Source organism: Sediminibacterium sp. FW305-C-269 (genome assembly GCF_058231045.1).
The window spans coordinates 1-24,918 of sequence record NZ_JBIQXQ010000005.1 but is presented as its reverse complement, the minus strand read 5'-3'; the positions used below and the strand labels follow the sequence as shown (position 1 = coordinate 24,918).

Below are 24,918 nucleotides of genomic sequence, written 5' to 3'. Positions count from 1 at the left end.
TTACAGGCGGTATGCTATTTTTTAACAGCAGCAGTGCTTTGCAGGTATTGATCCAATGCAGCTACCATACTGGGTTTTTGGGGAGAGGGTACTTTGATTTCCAGTTGCAGTCCGGCATCTTCCACTGCTTTAGCCGTATTGTTGCCGAATGCACCGATCACGGTTCCTTTCTGCTGAAAGCCCGGGAAATTATCGAAGAGGCTTTTGACACCACTAGGGGTGAAGAAACAGATCACATCATACTCCCTTGAGCAAAGCACGTCCTTAATATCGCTGCTGATGGTACGGTACATGAACCCCAGCTGGTACTCGCACTTATTTGTCTTGAGCCAGTTCACAATCTCGTTATCCTGCTGGTTTTCACTGCACACATACAGGAACTTTTCGTTCTCCTTGTGTTTATTGATCACATCGAACATGCTCTTGTTGGTACCATCGGCGCCATAGAACACTTTCCGTTTGCGGTAAAGGATGAATTTCTGGAGATACAGTGCAACAGCTTCAGTGATGCAGAAATACTTGGTATCCTGGCCGATGGTCACTTTCATTTCTTCACACATGCGAAAAAAATGATCGATGGCATTACGGCTGGTGAACATAACGGCCGTGTAATAAGTGATATCAATCTTTTGCTTTCTGAACTCTCTCGCAGGGATACCTTCCAACTTGATGAATGGATGAAAAAACAATTCCGCATTGTATTTTCTTTCCAGGTCAAAGTAAGGGGATTTATCACTCTCCGGACGGGGTTGAGAAATCAGAATCTTTTTGGCAGCCTTAGCCGTACCAGAATTTTTTGAGCCGTTCTTTAGCATGCGTCTTGTCTAAGATTGTGCAAAATTAAAGACTTCCGTTAAAATAATTCATCAATATCTTATATATCAATGCCAACGGAAGTAATTCAACGGCACAAAGGTATAGTAAAAAATGTAAGGCGTTTACTTTCAATTTATTCCTGATAGCTGTAAATGAAACCCAGTAACGATAACCCAGCAACAACAAAATGACTCCCAACGATATTGTAACCGCCACCTGAACAATGCCGGGGTCTGCAAAAGCCAGTACCAGCAGAAAAGGAATCAGTATCACACCCAATACTTTGTTTACCAGGAAAACAACGAATACATATGAGCCGGCCGCTTCCTTTGAGTTAAAGACCCAGCCGGTAAATACCAGGAACAGATATTTCACAAGGTATACCGCCAGCAACACCGATGCGGAGCCGGCTGCCAGCCACCAGAAAGGGATATCGGTCCAGTTCTTATAACGGATCAGTAATGTGATGTACAGTCCGGCGCTGATCACAAATAAAAAATTCATCAGCAGGGAGGCCAGGTTATCCTGCAATAGCTGGTCGCGGGTCTGTTTCTGCCGGAGGGATGTCTGGAAGAATAACAAGAACAGATTCCGGAAATATTTGGAGAAAGCCGCACGTATAAATGCCACTATAAAAATGATACCTGCCATCAGGTAAAAAAGCTCATCCTTCGGCTCGCGCTGCCGGTAATCGATCAGCATATATAATGCCGGCTTATGCAGGGGCAGGTAGGGATGGGTTGCGTATATACGATAAGTAGACGTATCGTATATGGGCAGATCCGCTTTTACCGCAGACAGTTTGCGAACAGAGTCGGCCCGCAAGCTATCCCTGAGGGTCTGCGCCAATACGAGGCTATCATTCTGCAAACTGGAGTCAGCCGGCACAACCTGTATGCTGTCTCTTGCCACGGGTTTACGTTGCAGGGGCGTGGTCACTTTACGGATACGGCTGGTTTCCGCACGATTACTGCTATCCGCCTGGCCAAAACCACATACAGACAAACACAGCAGCACACACGCCACAAAAAAATACTTGGAACCAGACATGTCACAAAAATATTGAATTGGTTTGATGTTTCGGATGAAAGCGGGAACAGAAATGACCGGCCGGAAAAGAGTATGTTTGCACAGAATCATTTATTGTTGTATGGCTGGCATTTATATACATATTCCTTTCTGCAGAAAAGCCTGCCATTACTGCAATTTTCATTTCTCCACCACACACCAGCGGATACCGGACATGGTGCAGGCGATCGGTAAAGAGATGTTTTTGCAGAAAAGTTATCTCAGCGAAATAGTTGAAACGGTCTATTTAGGTGGTGGAACTCCTTCCCTGTTGCCTGTGACGGATCTGGAACAACTGCTGACACATTTGTATAAGCAATATACGGTCAGCACCCATGCAGAGATCACGCTCGAAAGTAATCCGGATGATATCACTGCAGCCAATCTTGCTGCCTGGCGCAGATTAGGCATCAACCGCTTGAGTATTGGCATCCAGTCATTTTTTGCACAGGACCTGCAGTGGATGAACCGGGCGCATACAGCTCAACAGTCCATCAATAGCATCCGGATGGCACAGGCTGCAGGTTTCAGCAATATCACCATCGACCTGATCTATGGTACACCGGGCCTGACCGATGAAAACTGGGAACAGAATATTGATACCGCTTTATCCTTACAGATACCACACCTGTCCTGTTATGCTTTAACCGTTGAACCCAGAACTGCGCTTGATAAGATGATCCATACCGGGCAATTACCCGATGTAGATGCTGAACAACAGGCAAGGCAGTTCAGCATCCTTACCCAAAAAACAGCAATGGCAGGAATGGAACATTACGAGATATCCAATTTTGCACTACGGGGTTTCAGAAGCAGGCACAACAGCAGTTACTGGCAGGGGAAACCTTATCTCGGACTGGGACCTTCTGCCCATTCATTCAATGGTGAAAGCAGGCAATGGAATGTTTCGAACAATAGTTTGTACCTGGCTGCACTGGCAAAGGAAGAGCTGCCTTTCGAAGTTGAAATACTTACTGAAACGCAGCAACTGAATGAATACATTATGACAGGGCTACGGACCATCGAAGGGGTTTCGCTGACACAAGTGGCAGAACGGTGGGGCGATAACAAAGCACACAGCTTACGGAAGAGCGCAGAAAAATATATCCGGAATGGACAGGTCCGCCTGAACAACGATCATTTACAACTGGAACCGTCAGGCAAATTCTTTGCCGATGGAATCGCAGCAGACCTGTTTCAGTAAACAGTTACCTGCCGCCGGAATGCCCGAACAATCTCTTACCAATCTGCACAGCAATGATGCCCGCGATCAACAGTAACAGTAGTTCGGGATTCAATATGAAGAACGAGAAAGGCATACTGTAAGTTACGACAATCCTATACCAGAAATGTTTCTATTTTCTTAAATCCTTCCGTAGCGGGCAGTTGCTCCCAGAGAATCTCATAGATGGCTGAAGCGATCGGCATTTCTGCCTGCATCTGCCTGTTCATCAGGTGAATACACTTGCTGGCATTGTATCCTTCGGCCACCATGTTCATCTCCAGCTGGGCTGCCCTTACCGAGTAGCCCTTTCCGATCATATTACCGAAAGTACGGTTACGGCTATAGAGGGAATAACAGGTCACCAACAGGTCTCCCAGGTACACAGAGGCCGAATAATTATGCGTATCCGGCACACAGGGATCCGGCTCATTGATCTTTTTCAGGAAACCCACCATTTCGTTGGCACTGTTGGCAATGTACACACTCAGAAAATTATCACCATACTCCAATCCATGTGCAATACCTGCACCCAGGGCATAAATATTCTTCAGCACAGCGGCATACTGTACACCCAACACATCATTGTTCACTACTGTATTGATGTATTCTGTCTTGAAAAAAGCAGCAATGGAATGGGTAGCTGCCAGATCCGTTCCCGAGAAAGTGAGATACGATAATTTTTCAGCAGACACTTCTTCTGCATGACAGGGACCGAGCAGTGTGAAATAATCCGTCAGTGGAAGGTTAAAATGTTTGTCCAGGTAATAATTCATCAACTCATTTTCCGAGGGCAGGATACCTTTTACGGCAGATATCACCTTCTTTCCTTTTAATGACGCAGGTGGTATTTGCGCAAATGTCTGCTCCACAAAGGCAGAAGGCACAGCCACGATCAGTACTTCCGAATCCGCGACTACTTTCTGTATATCACTATTGAGTTGCAGCAGGGATGGGTCGAAATAAGCGCTGTGCAGGTAATGCGGGTTATGCCGCCTTTTTTGCATAAAAGCGATGCTCTCTTCATTCCGCATCCACCACTGTATCCTGTTCCCGTTATCTGTAAGTATCTTAGCCAGGGCCGTTGCCCAACTGCCGCTTCCAATAATTCCAATCTGCATGGCAATCGCATTTGATGATACTGCAAAAATACGAACACCCGTTCTTCAAAAGACAAACGACAGGCAGAACCTGTCGTTTGTACGGATATACCTGTATGTTGTTACCGCTTAATTCGATTTCTTCTCTTCAAAGAGTTTGTCTTTCGGAACCACCGTTACCAGGTTACCATCTTTCAGCGTTTTACTCACGATGGAATAAGGTCCTGTGATCACTTCATCCCCTGCTTTCAGGCCTTCCAGTATTTCAATATAGTTCAGGTCCTGGATGGCGGTCTTCACTTTTACCTTTTTCACTTTATTGTCTTTCTGCAATACAAACACCACTTCTTCAATACCATCATCTGCACTGGTGGATTTGGTTTCCTCCTGTGGTTTCTTCTCATCTTTTTTATCGCCAGGAGCCGCATCCCCGTTTTTATCGCGTGTGGTAACCGCATTCAGTGCTATGGAAAGCACGTTCTGTTTGGTACGTGTCTGAATATCTGCACTAGCACTCATTCCGGGACGGAAAGGGAATCCCTTACCTACCGCAACCAGGTCTTTGTAGCTTTCCGGCAACAGTCGTATATGCACCTTATAGTTCGTCACTTCCGCACTGGAGTTAGATGTGGTCAAACCGCTGGTGCTCGGGTTAGCGATCTTATACACCAGGCCTTTGAATTTCCGGTTGGTATAGGCATCCACTTCCACGACGGCTGTATCGCCCAGTTTCACTTTAGGGATATCATTCTCGCCTACATCCACCCGCACTTCAATACTGCGCATATCGGCCACACGCATCATTTCGGTTCCCACGTTAAAACTGTTACCGGCAACACGCTCCCCTTTTTTCACATTCATCAGGCTGATCATACCATTCATCGGAGATACGATCACCGTACGGGAAAGGTCCTTGTCTGCTTTCTGCAACTGCGCCTGTGCACTCTGGATAGACGCTTCACTGCTCTTCAATCCTTCCCTCGCAGCATTGTAGTTGGCCTGTGCTGTAAGGTAATTCTGTTCAGACGTTTCGAATTCGGCACGGGAAACTACTTTTTCGTTGTACAGTTTCTTTTGTCGCTCGTAAATGTTTTTCAGGTTATCCAGGGTCGCTTTTAAACCGCCAAGACTGGCCGTTGAGTTAGACAACTGCGCCTTGCTCTGGTTCACACCTGCCGCCACCTGATCGCGTTGGGTAAGATAGATATCGGCATAGATACGGGCAAGCACCTGTCCTTTTTTTACGCTATCGCCCTCGTTCACATTCAGTTCCACGATCTCACCGCTGATATCCGGACTCACTTTCACCTCGATCTCAGGATATACCTTTCCGCTTGCATTGACGGTTTCTATGATGGTTCGCAGTGCGGCTTTTTCAGAAGTCACCTTGATCCCTTCCTCTTTCCCAATGACACCTGCTTTTTTAAGTCCGATCAGTGCAACGATCAGAACAACCAAAGCAATAATGATCCAAAGCAATTTTTTATTCATACAATGTTTTTTCTTTTTGTCAGCCAGTTAATAATGGGTGGTACAATATCGATTTATAATTTCATTCCCTTGCCTTTGTAAAATTCAAGCAGCTTCATCTTGAATACATAGTCGTATTGGTTGGTGAGTTGTGTGATCTTGGCCCTCAACAGGTTATTCTGGTTGGTGATCAGGTCGAGTGAGCTCAGCAGACCCACTTCGTATCGCTTCATAGCAAAATCATAGGCTTTCTGTGCGCTTTCCACCTGTTTTTTGCCGGCATTGAATTTCTGTAACGCCGTAACCGCATTGGTATAGGCCGTGTAGATATTCTGACGCAGGGTAAGATCCGCCGATTCTTTCTGCAGCTGGGCTGCTTTCACATTCAGTTGGGCTGTCTGGTAGCTTGTACGTGCAGAGAAATTGTTGAAAATAGGTATGCTCAGGCTGATACCTACGTTCTGACCGAAGTTATTGCTCAGCTGGTTGCTCCAACCGTTCCACAGATCGCCGAAACTTCTGGACTTCTGGCTGACTTTATATACGGGGCTCTGAACATAGTAGTTTACATTACTGATGTTTACGATCGGTTCGGCTCCGGTAATCGGGCCGTATCCGAGGAAAGAAACTCCTGACACCGTTTTAAAAGAATTCGAGAAGTTGGTCGACAGGTTACCACCCAGGCTAAGGGTAGGATACATCAGGGCCCGGGATACCTGCACATTCTTCTGTGCCGCTTTGATGCGGAATTCATTGGCTTTCTGCTGCGGCTGAAGCTGTAAGGCGCTTTCATACACCAGGTTCGGCTGCAATTCTGCAAATGATTCGATAGGGATCTGGTCAACCGAAGGGGTTTCAATACCAAAAAGTGTGTCCACATCCAGGTTTAGCAGACCGCGAAGATTCAGCAGGTTTGTTTCGTAATTACCTTTTGCAGTATAATAGTTGCTGCTATCCGTAGCTAATTGTGACTCAACCTCGGCCAGGTTCAGTTCGGGCAATACACCTGCATCTACCCTTTTGCGGGTGATCTCTAACTGATTCTGTGTTTGCGCCAGCTGTACTTCACTGATCTTTACCTGCTCTTTGGCTGCCAGTACCTGCAGATAATAAGTGGCCACATTGAAGGAAATATCGTTGGAGGCTTTGGCCACATCCTGCAAAGCAGCCTGGGCATTGAACTCGGCCATTTGTACAGAGTTCCTGAGCTTACCATGATTGTACAATTGGAAACCGGCATTCACACCAAAGTTCTGGTACAGGAACTGGGAAGTGGAGAACACGTTGGTGGTAGGATCAATGGAGCGACCGAAACGCACACCGGTACCTGAATTGGCATTGATACTGGGATAGATATTGTATTTGGCCTGTTTTGCCTGCAATGCCGCGATCCTTGCCTGTATATCGGCCTGTTTGATCGAGATATTGAATTGAAGGGCATGTTCGATACAATGGCGCAGGTCCCAGCTATCGGATGCCCGCTGTGCAAAACTTTGGGCAACGATTGTGCAACATATCAGGGTCAAATACTTTCTCATATATAACAAAAATAACAGTTTCCCTACCACTTGCCTAAATTTTGGACAGGTGGAAAGGATAGGGCCTAAACCGTTGAAAATATGTTATGAAAGGTCAGCAATGGCCTCAAAACCCCTCGAAAGGTCGGCCAAAAGGTAATCCGGCTCTTCCAAACCCACATACAACCGCAGGGAACGGTGTGTGGGATCGGCAGCATCGAAGGCATCCGGTGCCATACCGGCACATTTAGGCAGTATCAGCGATTCATAACCACCCCAGCTTACCGCCATCAGTATATGCTGTAATGATTCACAGAAAGTCTCAATGGTAGTTCCTTTTTCTGCCTTCAGATAGAAAGTCAGAAGTCCGCAGGCTCCTGTCATCTGCCGCCGGGCCAGTTCGTACTGTGTAAAAGAGGGATCGAGCGGGAAGATCACTTTTTCTACCCTCGGGTGTTGTTGCAGGAAACGCACCACCTCCCAGGTGGTGCGGGTGATCCTTTCCAGCCTGGCATGCAAGGTTCGGAGACCACGGATCAGGAGCCAGGCATTAAAAGGCTGGATACCAGAGCCTATGTTCATGTATTCGCTGTTGAAGATCCGCTCTATCATAGCACGGCTTCCGGTGAGCACCCCTGCTACCGTATCGCTGTGCCCCGAAATGTATTTGGTGGCAGACTGTAACGACAGGTCAATACCCATCGTAATCGGTTTTTGATAAAGAGGTGTACAGTAGCTGTTATCGATAATGGTAACAATACCGCGCTCTTTGGCCAGTGCTGCCACCGCCCGCAGGTCCTGCAGGTCATAAAACCAGCTGTTGGGCGATTCGAGATAAATCAGCGTGGTATTGGACTGAATAGCTTTGGCAAAATTTTCTGTAAGGGTTCCATCCACATAGGTAACCGTTACGTTGAACCGCGGCAGGATGACTTCAAACATCTTCACCGCCCAGGTATAAGGATTTTTAACACTTACGATATGGTCGCCGCTTTTTACATTGGCCAACACCGCTGCGAAAATAGCGGCAGCACCACTGTTGAAAACCAGGCAGTCCTCGGCTTCATCGAGGGCGGCCAGCTTTTTCCGGAGGATCTCCACGGTGGGATTCAGGCCCCGGCTGTACAGCCAGGTGGCATACTCATCCTTAAAGGACTTCCGCAGATCCGCCACTTTTGAAAAAGCAAAATTGCTGGTCTGCACAATAGGTGGCGCCACGGCGCGAAAATATTCGTCGCGGTGTTCGCCCAATTCATTCAGGATATAGGAGAGTTCGTCCATACTTATTGGTCTTTACCCGACAGATCGGTGCCGATCGCGGGATTCAGTTTCTTTGATATAAAATAGATCACCATAAATGCCGCCAGCACGGCAGCGCCTACCACTGCGGTATCAGGAGTTTGCATGGCAATGCTGATACCCACAAAAAGATAGGCACTCATGAAGATCAGCGGTATCCAGGGATAGAATTTCATTTTAAAAATACCTGTTCCATCCAGGTGCCGGGTCCTCTTACGCAACACGAAAATAGTAGCACTGGATGCCACCATACCGAAACAATCGAGAAAGATGGTGAAGTTGAGGATCTTATCGAAGGTCTGTGCAAAGAACAGGATGATGATACACATGGCAGCGAATACCGTCAGGGAAATGGTGAGTACTTCGTTCTTTGGATTCTGGCGGGAGAAGACCTTGGGCAATACACCTTCGTTGCTCATGGCATACATCACCCTCGGGTTACTCATCAGCAGGGCATTCACATAGGCCAGCACACCAAAGAAGAGAAAGAAAGCAAATATATCGGCGCCTGTTTTGCCGAATACTTTTTCCATCAGCACATACGCGATCTCTTTTTCTGCTTTCATATTATCGAACCCTACGATCGAATAGTAACTGAGATTGGCGAGCAGGTATAAACCGATGATGATGGCGATACCGATGAAGATACCCCGCGGAATATTTTTAGCCGGCTTATCCACCTCATTGCCGAAGTTGATGGTCTGCTGGTACCCGCCATAGGTAAAAGATACAGCGATAAGACTGACACCCAGGCTCTGTATCCAGCTCATTTCAGGAACCGGCGTACTGGCTGCGGCGACAGTAGTTGTAATATCCTGGTGCGGGAAAAACAACGCTAAGATCAATACCACGATCATGCCGATCTTGATCAGCATCAGCATATTCTGGGCACGGGAGCTCATTCGCAGCCCGCGCAGGTTGATCAGGTAAAAAAACAGGATAGCCGCACAACTGAGCAATGCTTTATCGATATCTGTCTGAATAAAAGAAGGGAAAAGTTTGGCAATATACCCGCTTCCGATCAGGGCTACACCGCTTAAGCTGGCGGCATTACTGATAAGAATGATGCAATTGATGGCAAATGCGATACTGGGGTGATAGGCATATGAGAAAATCTTATAGTAACCGCCCGTTACAGGATAACGGCTACCGATCTCGGCATAGGTCAATGCACCGCATAAAGCAAAGAATCCGCCCAATAACCAGGCAGTAAAATATACAGAGGGTTCAATGGCATGTTTGGCACTGGTAGCGGCCGTTCTAAAAATACCCATGCCAATCACCAGGCCCACCACGATCATGGTGAAACTAAAAAGATTGAGTTTCTGTTTTCCGTGCATACAGTCTGATATGGCTTTAAATGTAGGAAACTTCAGGGAAACGGCCGGTGTGAATCGGCGATCGCGTTACTGAAAGGGTGAAAGAAGAATAGCAACAGAACTTTGCACAAAAAAGGATTCCTGCTGTTATTTTCTGAAGATGCCAACCTGCACATTCATTTTGATGAAATAAGTTTTCAACTTAGCGTGCAAAACTTAAACAAGAATAAATCGCATTCTTCCGGGCGGCCCTTTACATTTGCCCCGTATTTGGTTCCCGCCTCAAACGGGATTAAAAGGGAAGTCCGGTGTAATTCCGGCGCTATCCCCGTAGCTGTAAGCTGTAAACGTGAGCGCCCGTTGGTAATGATTTCTAATAATCTTCACTGACACACTCACGGCTGATGAATCTGCAAACCACTTTTCCGGAACACGGAATGGGAAGGTTCTCATCAAGCCAGCAAGCCAGAAGACCTGCCAGGTACCCATTTATCATTCACGGCTTTCGGGTGAAAAGCATGGAATGTAAAAGGCCTGCTGCAGCGGCCGTTTATATTTCTCCGTTTTTTTATTTTCCTGAAAGCTCATTGTTCAATTCAAAAACAACAACAATGAGCAAAACATTCACGCTCCTCACTGCCCTGCTTGCAGGCAGCACTGCCTTTGCGCAGAAAGACACGGTAAGTACCAGAACCCTCGACGAAGTGGTAGTAACTGCCAATAAACTGGAACAAAAACAAAGTACCACCGGTAAAGTCATCACCGTGATCGGCAAAGCGCAGATCGAAAAAAGTCAGGGCAGAACCGTTGCCCAGGTATTGAACGAGCAGGCCGGCATCACCATTAATGGTGCACTCAACAACACCGGCGCTGTACAAACCGTATATATGCGGGGCGCTTCGGCAGGCCGCACCCTGATCCTGCTCGATGGCATTCCGATGAACGACCCGTCCACCATCACCACGGATTTTGACCTGAACCTGTTTTCCATCAACGATGTGGAAAGGATCGAAGTATGCAAAGGCGCACAATCTACCCTGTACGGCAGTGATGCTATCGCAGGTGTGATCAACATCATCACAGTAAAAAAAGATGTGCAAAAACCCTTTAACATCAAGACCACGGTGAGCCAGGGAAGTTTTGCCACTTCCCGCATCAATGCGCAGGTATATGGCAAGAAGGATAAGCTCACTTATTCGGCCAGGTTTGCAAGACTGAACACAAGCGGTTTCTCATCTGCCTATGACAGCACCGGGAAGAAGAATTATGACAACGATGGTTATAACGGCACCGTTTCCAACGCACAGCTGCTGTACCAGTTGAGCCCGGCCTTATCGTTCAAAACCTTTGCCATGTTCAGCCAGTACAAAGCAGGTATTGATGCCGGGGTGTTTACGGATGATAAAGACTACAACATTCACAACACTTCCTTCACCAGCGGAGCCGGTTTCCAGTACCGGAAAAACAAATTGAGCCTCAACGGTAATTACCAGTTCAGTGAGTTGACCCGTACCTACCGGAATGACAGCCTGGACCGCACCAGTACCATTTTTGAGAACAATACGTATTCAGGTAAATCACAGTTTGTGGAACTGTATGCCAGTCTGCAGGTTGTCAAAGGATTCACGTTGCTTGCAGGGGGCGACTACCGTCACCACTCCTATAACCAGCAATATTTTTCCATCAGTATGTTTGGACCTTACAGCAGCCAGTTCCGGGATACTTCCTTTAACCAGCAAGCCCTGTATGGGTCTGTCCTCTTCAACAGTGAGGATAAAAAATGGAACATAGAGCTGGGCGGCAGGTACAACCATCATTCGCGTTATGGCAGCAATAGTACCTACACTTTCAACCCTTCCTACAGCATCAATGAGCAGGTTAGACTGTTTGCCAGCGTATCCAGCGGCTTCAAAGCGCCCTCGCTGTACCAGCTGAGCATTAACGACAAACTGGATGCAGAGAAATCCGTGAATTATGAAGGTGGTATCAGCTTCGACAAAAAAGCAGTGAGCACACGTATCGTGTATTTCAACCGCCGCATCAATAACGGTATCGATTACAATTATATCAGTTTCAAATATTTCAACTACATCAAACAGACCGTGAACGGACTGGAATGGGAATTCAGCGTCAGACCTAACGACAGGCTCAGCATCACCGGTAATTACACGTTGCTGACCAGCGAAGAGGTTACCCAGAACCGGGTAACGGTAAAAGATACAGTCATCTACCAGTACCTGTTACGCAGACCCAAACATTCGGTTAACCTGTCGGTGAATGTGAGTCCTGTTAAAGGGCTGAACATAGCCCTATCCGGAAAATACGTAAGCAAGCGGTTTGATATCGGCGGGTATAAAAAAGCGGATATCAGTCTCGACAGTTATGTGATACTGGGTGCCTATGCCGACTATACCCTGAACGAACATGTTAAGTTTTTTGCAGACCTGCAGAACCTTACCGGTAAAAAATTCTTTGATGTACGGGGCTTCAATAGTATCCCTACCCTGTTCAATACCGGTGTCACTTTTAACTGGTAAGGTCATGGCACAACACGAATCCAAACCCTGCCCGCGCTGCAAACGGAGTTTTGAGTGCAAAGTGGGCAATATAGCCGAGTGCCAGTGCAGCCAGGTAATATTGACCTATGAGGAACGTGTGTACATAGAAAACAAGTACCAGGATTGTCTTTGTGCGCAGTGTTTACAGAGCCTGCAGTTCGAATACCGGTTATACCGCAACCGCATTTTCCGGTTTTAGTCACCAGCCACAGATTTCAGGATACCTGACCGGATCTTTGAAATCTGTGGCTTTCTTCTGTTTGTTTCACAATAATTCCGGTAATTCGCAGCATGGAGATATACCTGATCAGGCATACCACCCCTGCTGTGGAGAAAGGCATCTGTTACGGACAAACAGACCTGGATGTTACCGATAGTTTTGCTGCTGAGGCAGACAGCATACGCCCCTGGTTACCCACCCGTATGGGAGCTGTGTACAGCAGTCCTCTGCAACGCTGCCGCAAACTGGCTGAGACCCTCTTTCCCGATCATACCCCGGTCCTTCACAACGACCTGATGGAGCTGGACTGCGGCAACTGGGAAATGCAACCCTGGAACGAAATACCCAAGACAGAAATGCAACCCTGGCTGGAAGATTTTGTGAATGTGGTGGTGCCTGAAGGAGAAAGTTATGCTTTGATGCATGAGCGGGTGATCAACCGTTTTAATGAGATCAGTCAACACGCATCTCCCGCAGTGATCGTGGCCCATGGCGGTGTGTTAAGAAGTATCCTGGCGCATATCACCGGCACCCCCATCAAAGAGTCGTTTGACCTGTTTACCTGCCACTATGGTTGCGTGATAAAACTGACGCAGGAGGAAAGTGGTTTCCATCACGAGTTCCTCTACAATATTTCCCTTGCCGGAAAAGAATGGCATAGGCCGACGGTGTGAGGCGTCAGTGGTGAGTAGTTAGTAGGCAGTCAGTTGAATACTCATTGACCATCCACTACTGACAATTCACGACTCACCATTCACGTCTCACGACTCACCCCCACCCATTGCCTATTCACAAAACTATTATTATCTTTAAACAAACCTGCTTTATGACCTTTCACCTGGACCAACTGCTCACCATAACTTTCACCTTATTTGCGGTGATCGATATTGTTGGTTCCATCCCGCTGCTGATCTCTCTGAAAGATAAAATGGGCGCTATCCGGTCTATCCAGGCCACATTGGTGTCAGGTGCATTGATGATCCTTTTCCTGTATGCCGGCCAACCATTCCTGAGCATTCTCGGACTTGATGTCCGCTCTTTCGCAGTAGGCGGTTCGGTGGTGATCTTCCTGCTGGGACTGGAAATGGTGCTGGGTCACGAGATCTTCAAGGGCGATACCAATGCTCAATCCGGCACCGTGGTACCGATCGCTTTTCCCATCATTGCAGGTAGCGGAACACTAACCACCATCATGTCGCTGAAAGCCAACTTTGAAGAAAGTTATATCCTTTCAGGTATCCTGATCAATCTGGTGGTAGTATATATCGTATTGAAATCATTGAAGTTCATCGAACACCTGCTGGGACCTGCGGGTTTGCTGGCTGTCCGTAAATTCTTTGGGGTGATATTGCTGGCCATTGCAGTAAAGATCTTCAGTACCAATATTGCGGCATTCGGCAAATAAGGATCTGCCGTTACCGGTAAGAAAACCAAATTCGATGATCAGTTACACAACACGTATGCTGAAATGGGGGCGGCAACACCTGGAACTCCTTTTCCTCCTGGCGGCCTTACTCTTATTGTTTTTTCTTCCTGTAGAAAAAAAGCAGAGCTCCCTTTGCCTGTTCAGTCTGCTGGGTATTGGCCAGTGCCCGGGTTGCGGACTGGGTCATTCTATTTATTATGCCTTACACCTGAAACTGGCAGCTTCTTTTCAGCATCATCCCTTCGGAATCTTCGCTGTATTGGTTATATTTAGCAGGATCAAACAACTCATACACCTTAAATAACCAACCCATGAAACCCAACCTGATCAACATGATCCCTTCTATCGAGGGGGAAGAACTGGTTTATCTGCAGTCGCTCACCAACGAACTCCGGGAAGATGAACTGCTCAGCTTTATTGCCGTATACAACGGTAAACGCCGGACAACTGACCAGATATTGATCGGCTGCGTATTGGGTTTTGTTTGTGTGGGTGGTATACAACGTTTCATGATCGGTCAGAATGGGATGGGTATTTTATACCTCTTCACCGGCGGACTCTGTTTGATCGGAACGATTGTTGACCTTGTCAACCACAAAAAACTGGCTTTCGAGTATAACCGGAAAATGGCTAATGAAAGTATGGCCATGTTATATGCGAACCGGTAGGTTCACATATATTATCGGGCTTATCAAGTGTATGCAAACAAAGATGACGGGCAGGATCAATACCATCAATGCCTGTGCAAGGCAGAATCAGAGATAATTGTGTGGCCTTGCCAGGAATCGAACCTGGATCAAGAGCTTCGGAAACTCGCATACTATCCATTGTACTACAAGGCCAAGGCTGCAAATGTAATAGAAAGCCGTTAACTTTCAAGAGCCCAATTCCTGAATGGCGGCGGGGAGAAAAATACCTGTAGGTACGCTACGCATGATCTGGAGGTCTTCCCATAAGGTAGTTTCATTATCAAGGAATCGCAACACCCGTTGTGGGGGATTGTGCTGAAAAATACGGGCAAAGACCTCAGACCCAGCCATTTTCCTATGATGCAGTACGTGCAATAACACACTGTCGTACAAACGGAATTTCTTATCTGCCAACGTTTCCCTTAGATCAACACTGTTTTTGTGCACCAGTGAATCCACGATGGCGGCCGCTCTTTTTTGTATGAACCGGAAAGCATACCCACTGCTGCCTTTGGCCTGACCGCCAGCAATTCCTGTAAATACCACCCGGCCCTCCTGTGATGGAAATCGCAGGTTGGTCATGGGTATCACACCAAATTCCGTATGCTGCACTGAATAATCAGTCAGTTGCAGATGTGAGGAGATATATTCGCGCAAAGCAACATCATACATTTCTTCGGGAAGCAGTTGCTCTGTGAACAGGGTGTATTCCACCAATGCCTGACGGGGAGAAACGGGTAGTACATAAAAAAAAGCAACTCCATTCTCCTGACTCACGCGAAAATCCATGAAAGTGGCTTTGTCGGGATTGAAACGATCCCCGGGCGTTTCGATCAGCCAGCCTTTAAAATGCTGGAGGAGATAATAGGCTTTGCTGTTCTCCCGTGAAGGCGGTCTCAGAACATCTCTGAACGGTATGCTGTTGAACACATATTCCGACCGGTACTCATTCTGATCTGTGACCACACGCGCATGATCCGAACCTGTTTCAACCCGCTTTACCGTTTCGTTTCTCCATTCGATATTGGCATGCTGTGCCGACATCTGCCTGATATGATCATATAGATCGATACCCCGGATCATCTTGTATTGATAGGGTTCAATGTTGAGCTCACGGAAAAACGAATCGGAATAGAACTGAAGGGTGGGCCATCGGTGATGAACAATGGATTCAAAAAGCCCCGCTTCCTTTTCCCAGAAACACCAGGTGCGGTCGTTGCTGTTCTTTGCTGAATGATCCAGTACAAGGATCTTTTTATCCCGGAAGAAATCCTCCTGCATTATCCGCATCAGCAGACTGGAACCTGCGCATCCGGCTCCCGTGATGATATAGTGATACTGATTGGACAATGGCGAATGGTGCGTAGTGAATGGTGAATATCCCCCAAGGTTTTCAACAACCTGTTACGTTATATACCTATTTACTTTATCTACTTATTTACTTTACTTCCTCCTCCACCCTGCAATAATTCGTCCTGTTTTACCTTATCCCAGTATTTTTTGGCAACCAGCAACATACCGAAGCTCTCTCCCTCTTCTTTCCCGATATGTTTATGATGCATTTTATGCGCCCAGCGGATGGCTTTGATATAACGGTTATTGCTGCGGGTAAATAATTTAAACCGCTGGTGAATGATGATCTCATGTACCAGGAAATAAGCAAATCCATACAGGGCAATGCCTGCGCCGATACTTACCACCCAATATACCTGGTTCATACTGCCCAGCATGATGCATAACCAGCTGGGAATGGCAAAAATGACAAAGAAAGCATCATTTTTTTCAAAAAAACCAGGTCCTTTCTGGTGATGATCCTCATGCAGGTACCACAAAAAACCGTGCATCACATAACGATGGGTGAGCCAGGTAATACCCTCCATCAGAATAAAAGTAATGAGTGTGATCAATAAATACAGCATATTATAAAAAGGTTCTGAGTGCCAGGAAAAACAATGCCTGTATGATAAACAAATGTACCGCAAAATGGTTGGCCTTGTTACAACGGAGCCATCGCAGCACAAGCTGCAAAGCAACACTGATCAGGAACCAGCAGACATAATTATAAAGAGGGATATCCTGACCGGACCATTTCCAGAATCCCAGTTTCACGGCAACAGGCTCCATCAGCCAGTCGAAAAAAGTGGCCAGCAGCGCTCCGTCGATCACCATGGACAAAGCCGCTATCCGGGGAGGCAGGTCAAAACCATCTTCCCCAATTTTGGTCCGGAACCAATCCTGAAACTGCTGCATCACCGCCGCGCTGCAGAACATCACCACAAACCAGTTAAAGCCTATCAGCACAGGTACTTCGTTGAATTTGGGACCCAATACAGATCCGTACTGATACGTCCCGAAAAGATGGCCGGTGTGTACACCGATCATTTCTGTACCCATCCCTACCAGAAATGCGGTCAGCAGGAAAAGATAAAAGGAAATATTCCTGCCTTTATGGCTCCAGATCAGCAACAGGGCCATCAAACCCAGGTTTAGTGGCGTATTTTGTATGAACCAATCTTTATAAGGCGTGAAGAGAATACCAACCAGTCCGCTCACATGAAAAAGGATTGCCAGGAAAGTAGCAATATGTTGTTTCTCTAATCTCATTTTCTGTCTTTTTCAACCATTTCACTCATGATCTTCGCACTCTGCAAACACAAGGGTATTCCACCACCCGGATGTACACTCCCTCCCACAAAATACAAACCCCTGATCATACTGCTAAAGTTGGGATGCCGTAAAAAAGCTGCCATCCGGGAATTGGAACTGGTTCCATACAAAGAGCCCATATAAGAAGCGGTCCTTGATTGGATCAGCACAGGATCCAGCACTTCTTCCGCTTCGATGAGTGGTTCAATATCTGTCTGCAGGATCCGGTTAAGTTTTGCGATAACAGCACTGCGGTACTGTTCGCGGTATAACGCCCAGTCCTGGCCAACATTTGCGGGTGCATTCACCATCACAAACCAGTTCTCTGCACCTTCCGGTGCCTGCAAACCCGGTTCGCATTTACTGGTGATATTGATATAGACGGTCGGGTCGGGATACGACTGTTTTAAACGGAAAAGATGGTCGAACTCTGCCTGATAATCCTTCGCGAAAAAAATATTGTGCAGGCCCAGCTGCAAAAATTCTTTCCTGATGCCCCAATAGAAGATGAGCGCACTACTGCTCCGTTCCTGTTTCAAGATCTTTTCTGACCGGTATGTATCGCGCAGCAGATGACGATAGGTGAAATATACATCCATATTGCTGACCACGATATCAGCCGGTATATTCTCTCCATTTGCCACGACTCCCTGCACCACTCCTTCGTTATGGATGATCCGCTCTACTGGGGTGTTAAAACAGAAGCGAACGCCTTTTTTCTCTGCAAGCCGGTACAATGCATGGGTAATACTGATCATGCCGCCAGCGGGATAATAACTCCCTTCAGTATGTTCCAGGTGAGGTATCAGGCTCAGCATACCAGGCGCCTGGTAAGGATTGCTGCCATTATACGTAGCATATCGGTTAAATAACTTTACTGTTTTGGGATTGCGAAAATGTTTCTCGTTCAGCTGGTGCATGGTACGAAACAGGTAGGGCCAACGGGTAGCTTTCAAGGCACGTAAGATATCCGCTTTAAACAGCGTTGCCCTTTTATGCAGCGAATGATTCAGAAAAACGGAACCAATATCCCGATAAATATTTCCTGAACGCTGCAGGTAACGCTGCAAGCTTCCGGGTTCTTCAGCCAGTTTCTCCACCAGCTCGCGATCGAACAGGTCATGGTCAGCAAAAGCTTTTACCTGTGTACCATCTTCGTAAAAATAATGGCAGGAAACGGGCATCTTTCTGTAACGTAAATAGTCCTCGACCGGCTCTCCGGCCAGGGCAAACAAATCCTCTATATGACCCGGCTGTGTAAACAAACTGGGACCGGCATCAAACTGGTAAGCACCGATCGTAAAATGGCTGAGTTTACCGCCGGGATATGCATTCTTCTCATATATCGTAACCTGCATACCCTGTACGGCCAATCGTATAGCGCTGGCCAGGCCGGCTATTCCGGCGCCGATCACAATAGCGGTGGGGGTTGATTTCATACGGCAGGATGGGATGAACTTTTACGAAAGGTTTTGTCGTGACTGTCTCCACCAATGCATCACTTTTGGAAAGGCAATATGGAACCAGGCAGTAAATCTCTCCGGGGTTTTTCGCAGTGCCTCTTCGATATCGGGCATGGACATGAATGCAAAATCATGCACTTCTTTACTATCGGGCAGGACCTTGCCATCGTAATGGCCTACAAATACGTGATCGAACTCATGTTCGGTGAGTCCATTAGAAAAATCCGCCTTGTATACAAAATCGAAGATCTTCGTAAGAGCTGTCTCAAACCCCATTTCTTCCCGTAAACGGCGCATTGCCGCTACCTGTGTATCCTCTCCGGGACGGGGATGGCTGCAGCAACTGTTCGTCCACAAACCACCGCTATGGTACTTTTCAAAAGCCCTTTGCTGTAATAACATTTCCTCCCGGTCATTAAAAACAAATACACTGAAAGCCCTGTGCAAAAGGGCTTTTTCATGTGCCTCCATCTTTTCCATGGTGCCGGTTAACACATCCTGCTCATCAACTAAGATCACTTGTTCCATGTAGGGTAAATAAGGACTAAGGTCGGTAATTACAACAAATTCAACTGGGCACGTATCCCCGCTTTTGCCAGGATCATCATTTTGCCATAATCCGGTATACGGATCCTGTTTTCAAGGATCCGGTGAGGATGCATCTTTTTGATCTTCCTGAACAGTGAAACATAATATTTATATGCCACATATACGCCAAACCGGGCTTTTACGGGAAGTTTCAGGATGCCTTGATACGCGTGGTCGAAATCACGTTGTATGTCCGTTTCAATGGCCGATTTATCTCGTTCGGTAAAATTAGAGAAATCGCAGCCCGGGAAATACATCCGGTCTAACCCTTCCACATCCGCTTTCAGGTCGCGCAGGAAATTCACTTTCTGGAACGCTGCTCCCAGGCTACGGGCATAGGGTTTTAGATCTTCGTATAAGTCTTTGTTACCGTCGCAGAAAATATACAGGCACATCAGGCCCACTACTTCTGCACTACCATAGATATATTGTTCGTAACCGGCCCTGTCATAATTTCTCTTTTCCAGGTCCAGTTCCATGCTATACAGGAAGGCATCGATCAGTTGCCTGTCGATACCGTATTGATTCACTGTGAGCTGAAAACTATGCAAAATGGGATTCAGACTAACGCCGCGATCAATGGCCTCATAGGTTGCTTTCTTAAATTCATCCAACAGCAGGGATTTGTCGTGCTGGTGAAAAGTATCCACGATCTCATCCGCAAAACGTACAAAACCATACACATTGAAGATCGGCACACGCAGATCCTTGTGCAACAGCTTGATGGCCGAAGAAAAACTGGTACTGTATTTCTCGGTGGCAATCCTGCTGCAATCCTGACTCACTTCATGAAACAGGTTCATCATAGTGTTATTTTTTTGAGATTTTTGGGTATCTGACTGCTATGTTCGGATTTTCAGATCGGCACGCATGAATGCTACTCTGCCCCTGATCCGCTCATCATTATTCCTTCCCGAAAGTCTTGACCACTTCACCGGCCACCACTTCACCACTGATCAGGCTGGGGGGAACACCGGGACCGGGAACGGTCAGCTGACCGGTATAAAACAAATTACTCACTTTCTTACTTCTGCACGAAGGTTTTAAAACAGCTGTTTGCTGCAAAGTGTTCGCTAAACCATACGCATTTCCCTTAAATGCATGGTATTCGCTGATAAAATCGCTATGGGCAAAGGATTTTTTATAGATCACCGCATCCTTGATCGATTGACCCAGGTGTTTCTCCATCCGGGTGACGATCTGGTCAAAATATCTCTCACGGAGTTCCTCGGTATCATTCTCAAGTCCTGTTGCCACCGGTATCAGGAGAAACAGGTTCTCACAGCCTTCCGGCGCAGATGAAGGATCGGTAACAGACACGGCACTTACATAAAACAAGGGGTTGCTGGGCCATTCTTTGGTATCATAGATCTCTTTGCCATGTATGGCAAAAGAGGTATCGAAAAACAGAGAATGATGCTGGATATTCTTCAGTTTCTTATTCAGTCCCACATAATACAGAATACAACCCGGCGCCATTACACGACTGTCCCAGTAAGCATCTGTATAACTCCGGCTGGCAACGGGCAGCAGTTGTGTTTCGATATGATGATAATCGGCCCCTCCGATCACCACATCCGCATCATAGCTAACAGCAGTACCCTGCGGGGTTTGAGCCTGTACGCTTTTTGCCCGGTTACCTGTTATATCGATCGCGGTCACTTCCTGTTCAAAATGAAACCGAACCCCCAGTTCAACGGCCAGGTCGTACATCGCCTGAACAATCTGGTACATCCCTTTTTCTGGGAACCAGGTACCGCCTTTGATATCTGCATAGTTCATCAAACTATAGAGAGCCGGTGTTTTTTCAGGCAAAGCCCCCAGGAACAGAACGGGAAACTCCATCAGCTCTACCAGCCGGGGATGTTTGAAATATTTGGCCACATGGGCTTTCATGGAACGGAACACATCCAGTTTGAAGAGTCCTTTGGCAAGGTCCCAATCAAGGAATTCCTTTACCGATTGGCCGGGTTTGAACACCAGTTTATTGATTCCAACTTCATATTTATAGGCTGCTTCTTCCAGGAACTTTTGCAATTGTTTGCCCGCACCCGGTTCCAGGGATTCGAACAGTTGTTGCAGGGCTGTGAAATCAGCCGGAACATCCATCGGGCCATCCGGGTAGTATACACGATAAGAAGGATCCAGACGGATCAGGCGATAATAGTCGGAAACTTTTTTACCAAAGCAGGCAAAATAACGTTCAAATACATCCGGCATCCAGTACCAGCTGGGGCCCATATCAAACGTAAATCCTTCGGCTGTAAGGTAACGGGCACGTCCGCCCGGAATGGCGTGTTTTTCAAGCACGGTCACATCCCAGCCCGCTTTGGCCATGAAAGATGCAGCCGAAAGGCCTGCGAAACCACTTCCAATAACAACAACTTTCCTGCTCAAGCCAGTGATTTAAAAAGTAAAAAATTAATGACGCTGAATCTGTGATTTCAGCAGCTTGCGTGCAAAGTGGATCCTGCTTTTGATAGTTCCTAAAGGCTCACCCAGCATGTCTGCGATCTCGTTGTATTTATATCCATCAAAGTACAGGAGAAAAGGATTGCGGAATATCTCTGGCAGGTTATAAATAGCTTTCTGCACTTCTTTGAGGTTGATACCCGCAACCGCCTCATTGGAAACAGCGCCCTGGTTCAGGTTCAGCAGATATTCGTTCGGAGTGCTGTCGAAGATGGTGGACTGCTTTGCTTTACGACGGTAGTTATTGATAAAAATATTGCGCATGATGGTGTACAACCATGCTTTGATATTGGTGCCCACATGGTATTTATCCTGGTTGGCCAGGGCACGGTACATGGTTTCCTGGAGCAGGTCCTTGGCTGCTTCTGTATCATGCGTAAGTGTAACCGCAAATGGCTTCAGAAACTCTGCATTGGATAAAAGCATCTTGTTAAATTCTACAGTGGACATAAAACTGTTTAATTTTTTATACATCAAAGTTAAACAAAATAAGGGCGCCTACAAATTTATCTTTCCGAACTTGGTATTTGATTGATTATCAGCAATATATCTATTGATTTTTTAGAATCCGCTCTTTTTTGTGGATAGATCAGAGAGAGGATATGTACTCCAGTACTTCGCCCAGGGTCTTTTTAAAACTAAAATTAGCCGGAACCCGTTTTTTATAATTCTGGGTAAGTGCCCCTGATACGATGACTTTCCGATCCGGCATACGGTTATGGGTATTCGTCAGGAATTTCTCAAAATTGAAATTATGCGCAACCGAGGTAATATGTGTATATAAGAAGTCCGGATTCTTTAAAGAAGCTACATAGTCCACATCTTTTAACGGCACATTGGCCCCCAGATACATGACTTTTACGCCACGGCTCTTAAGCAGATAATACACGAAAAGCAGCCCAAGTTCATGGTGTTCAGCCTCTGGTAAAAAAAGCAATACCGATTTCCCGGTGTCCAATGCAGGGCGCAAACCGTCGATACCCACAATCAGTTTCTGACGAACCAGGTTACTTACCAGGTGCTCCTGTGCGGGATTAATATGATTGGTGAGCCATAAAATGCCAATCCGTTCCAGGAAAGGAAAAATGATCTGGGTAATGGTTTTCTCAATTCCTTTTGCTTTGATATAGGCATCCAGTACTACTTCAAACTCATCCATTTTTACATTGACCATATAACGGATCAGGTCATTCACAATCCGCTCCTGTTGGGCCTGGGCTTGTGAGAGCGACAGTATCTTGTCATTGATCTCCGAAGCCGTCATGCGGTCTATATGCGAGATCTTATACCCATACTTGTTCAGCAGGGCAATGTTCAGGATCTTCTGTAATTCGTCGTTGGAATAATACCTGATATTGGTTTCCGTTCGTTGCGGATTCAGGAATGAATAACGTTGTTCCCAGATACGGATCGTATGAGCCTTAATACCTGAGAGATTCTCCAGGTCCTTGATGGTAAAAGCATTCATGCAAAAATAACAGGAGGCACCCTATTTTGTTTAACATTCCGGTATAAATATTTGACATTATTGATAATCAAATAGTTACATAAAAATTTTTACTTCCTGATCCTGCGCAGGTATTCTCCATAGCCACTTTTAGCATATAAATCGGCCAGTTGAAGCAGTTGTTGCTGGTTGATGAACCCCATCCGGTAGGCCACTTCCTCTATGCAGCCGATCTTCTGGCTCTGCCTTTTCTCTATCACCCGTACAAACTCCGAAGCATCAGCCAGTGAATCAAAGGTTCCGGTATCCAGCCAGGCAGTGCCTCTATTCATGATGCCCACCTGTAGTTTACCCTGTTGCAGGTATACCCTGTTAACATCTGTGATCTCATACTCACCCCGGGCAGAAGGGGCAATATTTTTTGCGATCTCCACTACGCTGTTATCATAAAAATACAGACCCGGCACCGCATAACTTGATTTGGGAAGCGCCGGTTTCTCTTCGATGGAGACAGCCCTGTTCTTCTCATCAAATTCCACTACCCCGTAACGCTCGGGATCATTCACCTCATAGGCAAATACGGCTGCTCCGTCTACATCGTTAAATGATTGCACCAGTTTGCTGAAGCCTGCTCCATAAAAGATATTATCTCCCAGTATCAACGCCACTTTATCCTGACCGATGAACTTCTCCCCGATCACAAAAGCCTGCGCCAGTCCGTTGGGCACGGCCTGTACGGCATATTCAAACCGGCAGCCCAGCTCAGCGCCATTACCCAGCAAACGCTGGAACTGTGCAGCATCTTCGGGTGTGGTGATGATCAGTATCTCATGGATACCCGCCAGCATCAATACCGAGAGCGGGTAGTAGATCATGGGTTTATCATACACCGGCATCAGCTGTTTGCTGATACCCTTGGTGATGGGGTACAATCTGGTACCGGATCCGCCTGCCAGTATAATGCCTTTCATATGTTAGAATTTAAGTGCAGGCATGGCTTCCCGCAACGTAGGTAATGATTTGTCTTTCCCGGATAATAATAATTCCGATTCGGGTAATTTCCAGTCGATCGCCAGCTCCGGATCATTAAAAATAATACCTCCTTCCGTAGCCGGATCATAATAGTTGTCACATTTATAAAAGAAAACAGCTTCCTCACTCAACACCACAAAACCATGGGCAAAACCACGGGGTACGAAAAACTGCGTATGACTGTCTTCGGAAAGTTCCACTGCCACATGTTTCCCGAAAGTTGGTGAGCCCTTGCGAAGGTCAACCGCCACATCCAGCACTTTGCCCTTCAGTACCCTTACCAGTTTGGCCTGTGCCGCATCGCCCTGCTGAAAATGCAGACCCCGCAAAACACCTCTCTGCGAGAGCGACTGGTTATCCTGAACAAAATTCATATCAAGTCCTGTGTGCTCCAGAAACCTTTTGCGGTTAAAACTCTCAAAAAAATAACCCCGATGATCTCCATGGAAAGTATCCTCTACCAGGAAACAACCGGGTAATATCGTCTGCTCAATTCTCATAATTATCTGTTGGTGTACATGGACTGGTAATAATGCTGGTAGGCCCCGCTGGTAACATGCTCCAGC

Annotated in this window: 25 protein-coding genes, 1 tRNA gene and 1 riboswitch; of the genes, 7 read left to right on the top strand and 19 right to left on the bottom strand. The window is 46.7% G+C overall.

The window, feature by feature from the left end:
* Nucleotides 1-14: 14 nt before the first annotated feature.
* The gene (locus ACH3Y6_RS14785; RefSeq protein WP_490836399.1) at nucleotides 15-815 is read right to left on the bottom strand and encodes a uroporphyrinogen-III synthase; all 801 of its coding nucleotides are present in this window, start codon (nucleotides 813-815) and stop codon (nucleotides 15-17) included.
* A gap of 25 nt (nucleotides 816-840) precedes the next feature.
* Complete coding sequence (locus ACH3Y6_RS14780; RefSeq protein WP_490836398.1) at nucleotides 841-1,866, bottom strand: DUF4271 domain-containing protein; 1,026 nt, start codon at nucleotides 1,864-1,866, stop codon at nucleotides 841-843.
* A 100-nt stretch (nucleotides 1,867-1,966) separates the two neighbouring features.
* Here ACH3Y6_RS14780 and hemW point away from each other — a divergent pair, with 100 nt between their 5' ends.
* Nucleotides 1,967-3,088 (top strand): radical SAM family heme chaperone HemW, encoded by a 1,122-nt coding sequence (gene hemW, locus ACH3Y6_RS14775; RefSeq protein ID WP_490836397.1) that lies wholly within the window; start codon nucleotides 1,967-1,969, stop codon nucleotides 3,086-3,088.
* A 134-nt stretch (nucleotides 3,089-3,222) separates the two neighbouring features.
* On the opposite strand, the gene ACH3Y6_RS14770 is transcribed toward hemW, so the two are convergent.
* From ACH3Y6_RS14770 to ACH3Y6_RS14750, 5 genes are all read right to left on the bottom strand, one after another.
* On the bottom strand, nucleotides 3,223-4,227 hold the full coding sequence (locus ACH3Y6_RS14770; protein WP_490836396.1) for an NAD(P)H-dependent glycerol-3-phosphate dehydrogenase: 1,005 nt from the start codon (nucleotides 4,225-4,227) through the stop codon (nucleotides 3,223-3,225).
* A gap of 108 nt (nucleotides 4,228-4,335) precedes the next feature.
* A complete protein-coding gene (locus ACH3Y6_RS14765) occupies nucleotides 4,336-5,697 on the bottom strand; it encodes an HlyD family secretion protein (protein ID WP_490836395.1) in 1,362 nt (453 codons plus the stop codon).
* A gap of 53 nt (nucleotides 5,698-5,750) precedes the next feature.
* Nucleotides 5,751-7,214: a TolC family protein gene (locus tag ACH3Y6_RS14760; protein WP_490836394.1), complete on the bottom strand. Its 1,464-nt coding sequence runs from the start codon at nucleotides 7,212-7,214 to the stop codon at nucleotides 5,751-5,753.
* Between the two features lie 84 nt (nucleotides 7,215-7,298).
* Nucleotides 7,299-8,474, bottom strand: a complete 1,176-nt coding sequence (locus ACH3Y6_RS14755; RefSeq protein WP_490836393.1) for a trans-sulfuration enzyme family protein — start codon at nucleotides 8,472-8,474, stop codon at nucleotides 7,299-7,301.
* Between the two features lie 2 nt (nucleotides 8,475-8,476).
* Nucleotides 8,477-9,832: an APC family permease gene (locus ACH3Y6_RS14750; RefSeq protein ID WP_490836392.1), complete on the bottom strand. Its 1,356-nt coding sequence runs from the start codon at nucleotides 9,830-9,832 to the stop codon at nucleotides 8,477-8,479.
* Between the two features lie 233 nt (nucleotides 9,833-10,065).
* Nucleotides 10,066-10,307, top strand: a riboswitch (cobalamin riboswitch).
* A 115-nt stretch (nucleotides 10,308-10,422) separates the two neighbouring features.
* Between ACH3Y6_RS14750 and ACH3Y6_RS14745 the strand changes: the two genes are divergently transcribed.
* The 6 genes from ACH3Y6_RS14745 (at nucleotide 10,423) to ACH3Y6_RS14720 (ending at nucleotide 14,683) form a co-directional block, all read left to right on the top strand.
* A complete protein-coding gene (locus ACH3Y6_RS14745) occupies nucleotides 10,423-12,348 on the top strand; it encodes a TonB-dependent receptor plug domain-containing protein (RefSeq protein WP_490836391.1) in 1,926 nt (641 codons plus the stop codon).
* 4 nt (nucleotides 12,349-12,352) lie between these two features.
* Complete coding sequence (locus tag ACH3Y6_RS14740; RefSeq protein WP_490836390.1) at nucleotides 12,353-12,568, top strand: cysteine-rich CWC family protein; 216 nt, start codon at nucleotides 12,353-12,355, stop codon at nucleotides 12,566-12,568.
* A 92-nt stretch (nucleotides 12,569-12,660) separates the two neighbouring features.
* Entirely contained in the window at nucleotides 12,661-13,263 is a 603-nt protein-coding gene (cobC, locus tag ACH3Y6_RS14735; protein WP_490836389.1) for an alpha-ribazole phosphatase, read from the top strand.
* A gap of 152 nt (nucleotides 13,264-13,415) precedes the next feature.
* Nucleotides 13,416-13,994 (top strand): MarC family protein, encoded by a 579-nt coding sequence (locus tag ACH3Y6_RS14730; protein ID WP_490836388.1) that lies wholly within the window; start codon nucleotides 13,416-13,418, stop codon nucleotides 13,992-13,994.
* A 34-nt stretch (nucleotides 13,995-14,028) separates the two neighbouring features.
* Nucleotides 14,029-14,319, top strand: coding sequence for a DUF2752 domain-containing protein (locus ACH3Y6_RS14725; protein ID WP_490836387.1), 291 nt, complete (start codon nucleotides 14,029-14,031; stop codon nucleotides 14,317-14,319).
* Nucleotides 14,320-14,326: 7 nt separating this feature from the next.
* Nucleotides 14,327-14,683, top strand: coding sequence for a TM2 domain-containing protein (locus ACH3Y6_RS14720; protein ID WP_490836386.1), 357 nt, complete (start codon nucleotides 14,327-14,329; stop codon nucleotides 14,681-14,683).
* Between the two features lie 102 nt (nucleotides 14,684-14,785).
* Here ACH3Y6_RS14720 and ACH3Y6_RS14715 read toward each other — a convergent pair.
* From ACH3Y6_RS14715 to rfbC, 12 genes are all read right to left on the bottom strand, one after another.
* Nucleotides 14,786-14,857: transfer RNA gene (locus ACH3Y6_RS14715), tRNA-Arg, on the bottom strand.
* A gap of 33 nt (nucleotides 14,858-14,890) precedes the next feature.
* Nucleotides 14,891-16,054, bottom strand: a complete 1,164-nt coding sequence (locus ACH3Y6_RS14710) for a lycopene cyclase family protein (protein WP_490836385.1) — start codon at nucleotides 16,052-16,054, stop codon at nucleotides 14,891-14,893.
* 80 nt (nucleotides 16,055-16,134) lie between these two features.
* Nucleotides 16,135-16,623, bottom strand: coding sequence for a sterol desaturase family protein (locus tag ACH3Y6_RS14705; RefSeq protein WP_490836384.1), 489 nt, complete (start codon nucleotides 16,621-16,623; stop codon nucleotides 16,135-16,137).
* Between the two features lies 1 nt (nucleotide 16,624).
* On the bottom strand, nucleotides 16,625-17,308 hold the full coding sequence (locus ACH3Y6_RS14700; RefSeq protein WP_490836383.1) for a carotenoid biosynthesis protein: 684 nt from the start codon (nucleotides 17,306-17,308) through the stop codon (nucleotides 16,625-16,627).
* A complete protein-coding gene (gene crtD, locus ACH3Y6_RS14695; RefSeq protein ID WP_490836382.1) occupies nucleotides 17,305-18,789 on the bottom strand; it encodes a 1-hydroxycarotenoid 3,4-desaturase CrtD in 1,485 nt (494 codons plus the stop codon). Before crtD ends, ACH3Y6_RS14700 begins: the two co-directional genes overlap by 4 nt.
* A gap of 21 nt (nucleotides 18,790-18,810) precedes the next feature.
* The gene (gene idi, locus ACH3Y6_RS14690) at nucleotides 18,811-19,341 is read right to left on the bottom strand and encodes an isopentenyl-diphosphate Delta-isomerase (RefSeq protein WP_490836381.1); all 531 of its coding nucleotides are present in this window, start codon (nucleotides 19,339-19,341) and stop codon (nucleotides 18,811-18,813) included.
* A gap of 29 nt (nucleotides 19,342-19,370) precedes the next feature.
* Entirely contained in the window at nucleotides 19,371-20,207 is an 837-nt protein-coding gene (locus tag ACH3Y6_RS14685; RefSeq protein ID WP_490836380.1) for a phytoene/squalene synthase family protein, read from the bottom strand.
* A 97-nt stretch (nucleotides 20,208-20,304) separates the two neighbouring features.
* Nucleotides 20,305-21,798 (bottom strand): phytoene desaturase family protein, encoded by a 1,494-nt coding sequence (locus ACH3Y6_RS14680; protein ID WP_490836379.1) that lies wholly within the window; start codon nucleotides 21,796-21,798, stop codon nucleotides 20,305-20,307.
* A 24-nt stretch (nucleotides 21,799-21,822) separates the two neighbouring features.
* Entirely contained in the window at nucleotides 21,823-22,323 is a 501-nt protein-coding gene (locus tag ACH3Y6_RS14675; RefSeq protein WP_490836378.1) for an RNA polymerase sigma factor, read from the bottom strand.
* 139 nt (nucleotides 22,324-22,462) lie between these two features.
* Nucleotides 22,463-23,341 (bottom strand): MerR family transcriptional regulator, encoded by an 879-nt coding sequence (locus tag ACH3Y6_RS14670; protein WP_490836377.1) that lies wholly within the window; start codon nucleotides 23,339-23,341, stop codon nucleotides 22,463-22,465.
* 89 nt (nucleotides 23,342-23,430) lie between these two features.
* The gene (gene rfbA / locus ACH3Y6_RS14665) at nucleotides 23,431-24,291 is read right to left on the bottom strand and encodes a glucose-1-phosphate thymidylyltransferase RfbA (RefSeq protein ID WP_490836376.1); all 861 of its coding nucleotides are present in this window, start codon (nucleotides 24,289-24,291) and stop codon (nucleotides 23,431-23,433) included.
* Between the two features lie 3 nt (nucleotides 24,292-24,294).
* Nucleotides 24,295-24,852 (bottom strand): dTDP-4-dehydrorhamnose 3,5-epimerase, encoded by a 558-nt coding sequence (gene rfbC / locus ACH3Y6_RS14660; protein ID WP_490836375.1) that lies wholly within the window; start codon nucleotides 24,850-24,852, stop codon nucleotides 24,295-24,297.
* Nucleotides 24,853-24,918 lie beyond the last annotated feature (66 nt).

What these genes read in the sequence shown, in the direction of transcription:
- ACH3Y6_RS14785 (WP_490836399.1), bottom strand. Translation starts at nt 815, where the DNA reads ATGCTAAAGAACGGCTCAAAAAATTCTGGTACGGCTAAGGCTGCCAAA.
- ACH3Y6_RS14780 (WP_490836398.1), bottom strand. Translation starts at nt 1,866, where the DNA reads ATGTCTGGTTCCAAGTATTTTTTTGTGGCGTGTGTGCTGCTGTGTTTG.
- hemW (WP_490836397.1), top strand. Translation starts at nt 1,967, where the DNA reads ATGGCTGGCATTTATATACATATTCCTTTCTGCAGAAAAGCCTGCCAT.
- ACH3Y6_RS14770 (WP_490836396.1), bottom strand. Translation starts at nt 4,227, where the DNA reads ATGCAGATTGGAATTATTGGAAGCGGCAGTTGGGCAACGGCCCTGGCT.
- ACH3Y6_RS14765 (WP_490836395.1), bottom strand. Translation starts at nt 5,697, where the DNA reads ATGAATAAAAAATTGCTTTGGATCATTATTGCTTTGGTTGTTCTGATC.
- ACH3Y6_RS14760 (WP_490836394.1), bottom strand. Translation starts at nt 7,214, where the DNA reads ATGAGAAAGTATTTGACCCTGATATGTTGCACAATCGTTGCCCAAAGT.
- ACH3Y6_RS14755 (WP_490836393.1), bottom strand. Translation starts at nt 8,474, where the DNA reads ATGGACGAACTCTCCTATATCCTGAATGAATTGGGCGAACACCGCGAC.
- ACH3Y6_RS14750 (WP_490836392.1), bottom strand. Translation starts at nt 9,832, where the DNA reads ATGCACGGAAAACAGAAACTCAATCTTTTTAGTTTCACCATGATCGTG.
- ACH3Y6_RS14745 (WP_490836391.1), top strand. Translation starts at nt 10,423, where the DNA reads ATGAGCAAAACATTCACGCTCCTCACTGCCCTGCTTGCAGGCAGCACT.
- ACH3Y6_RS14740 (WP_490836390.1), top strand. Translation starts at nt 12,353, where the DNA reads ATGGCACAACACGAATCCAAACCCTGCCCGCGCTGCAAACGGAGTTTT.
- cobC (WP_490836389.1), top strand. Translation starts at nt 12,661, where the DNA reads ATGGAGATATACCTGATCAGGCATACCACCCCTGCTGTGGAGAAAGGC.
- ACH3Y6_RS14730 (WP_490836388.1), top strand. Translation starts at nt 13,416, where the DNA reads ATGACCTTTCACCTGGACCAACTGCTCACCATAACTTTCACCTTATTT.
- ACH3Y6_RS14725 (WP_490836387.1), top strand. Translation starts at nt 14,029, where the DNA reads ATGATCAGTTACACAACACGTATGCTGAAATGGGGGCGGCAACACCTG.
- ACH3Y6_RS14720 (WP_490836386.1), top strand. Translation starts at nt 14,327, where the DNA reads ATGAAACCCAACCTGATCAACATGATCCCTTCTATCGAGGGGGAAGAA.
- ACH3Y6_RS14705 (WP_490836384.1), bottom strand. Translation starts at nt 16,623, where the DNA reads ATGCTGTATTTATTGATCACACTCATTACTTTTATTCTGATGGAGGGT.
- ACH3Y6_RS14700 (WP_490836383.1), bottom strand. Translation starts at nt 17,308, where the DNA reads ATGAGATTAGAGAAACAACATATTGCTACTTTCCTGGCAATCCTTTTT.
- crtD (WP_490836382.1), bottom strand. Translation starts at nt 18,789, where the DNA reads ATGAAATCAACCCCCACCGCTATTGTGATCGGCGCCGGAATAGCCGGC.
- idi (WP_490836381.1), bottom strand. Translation starts at nt 19,341, where the DNA reads ATGGAACAAGTGATCTTAGTTGATGAGCAGGATGTGTTAACCGGCACC.
- ACH3Y6_RS14685 (WP_490836380.1), bottom strand. Translation starts at nt 20,207, where the DNA reads ATGATGAACCTGTTTCATGAAGTGAGTCAGGATTGCAGCAGGATTGCC.
- ACH3Y6_RS14675 (WP_490836378.1), bottom strand. Translation starts at nt 22,323, where the DNA reads ATGTCCACTGTAGAATTTAACAAGATGCTTTTATCCAATGCAGAGTTT.
- ACH3Y6_RS14670 (WP_490836377.1), bottom strand. Translation starts at nt 23,341, where the DNA reads ATGAATGCTTTTACCATCAAGGACCTGGAGAATCTCTCAGGTATTAAG.
- rfbA (WP_490836376.1), bottom strand. Translation starts at nt 24,291, where the DNA reads ATGAAAGGCATTATACTGGCAGGCGGATCCGGTACCAGATTGTACCCC.
- rfbC (WP_490836375.1), bottom strand. Translation starts at nt 24,852, where the DNA reads ATGAGAATTGAGCAGACGATATTACCCGGTTGTTTCCTGGTAGAGGAT.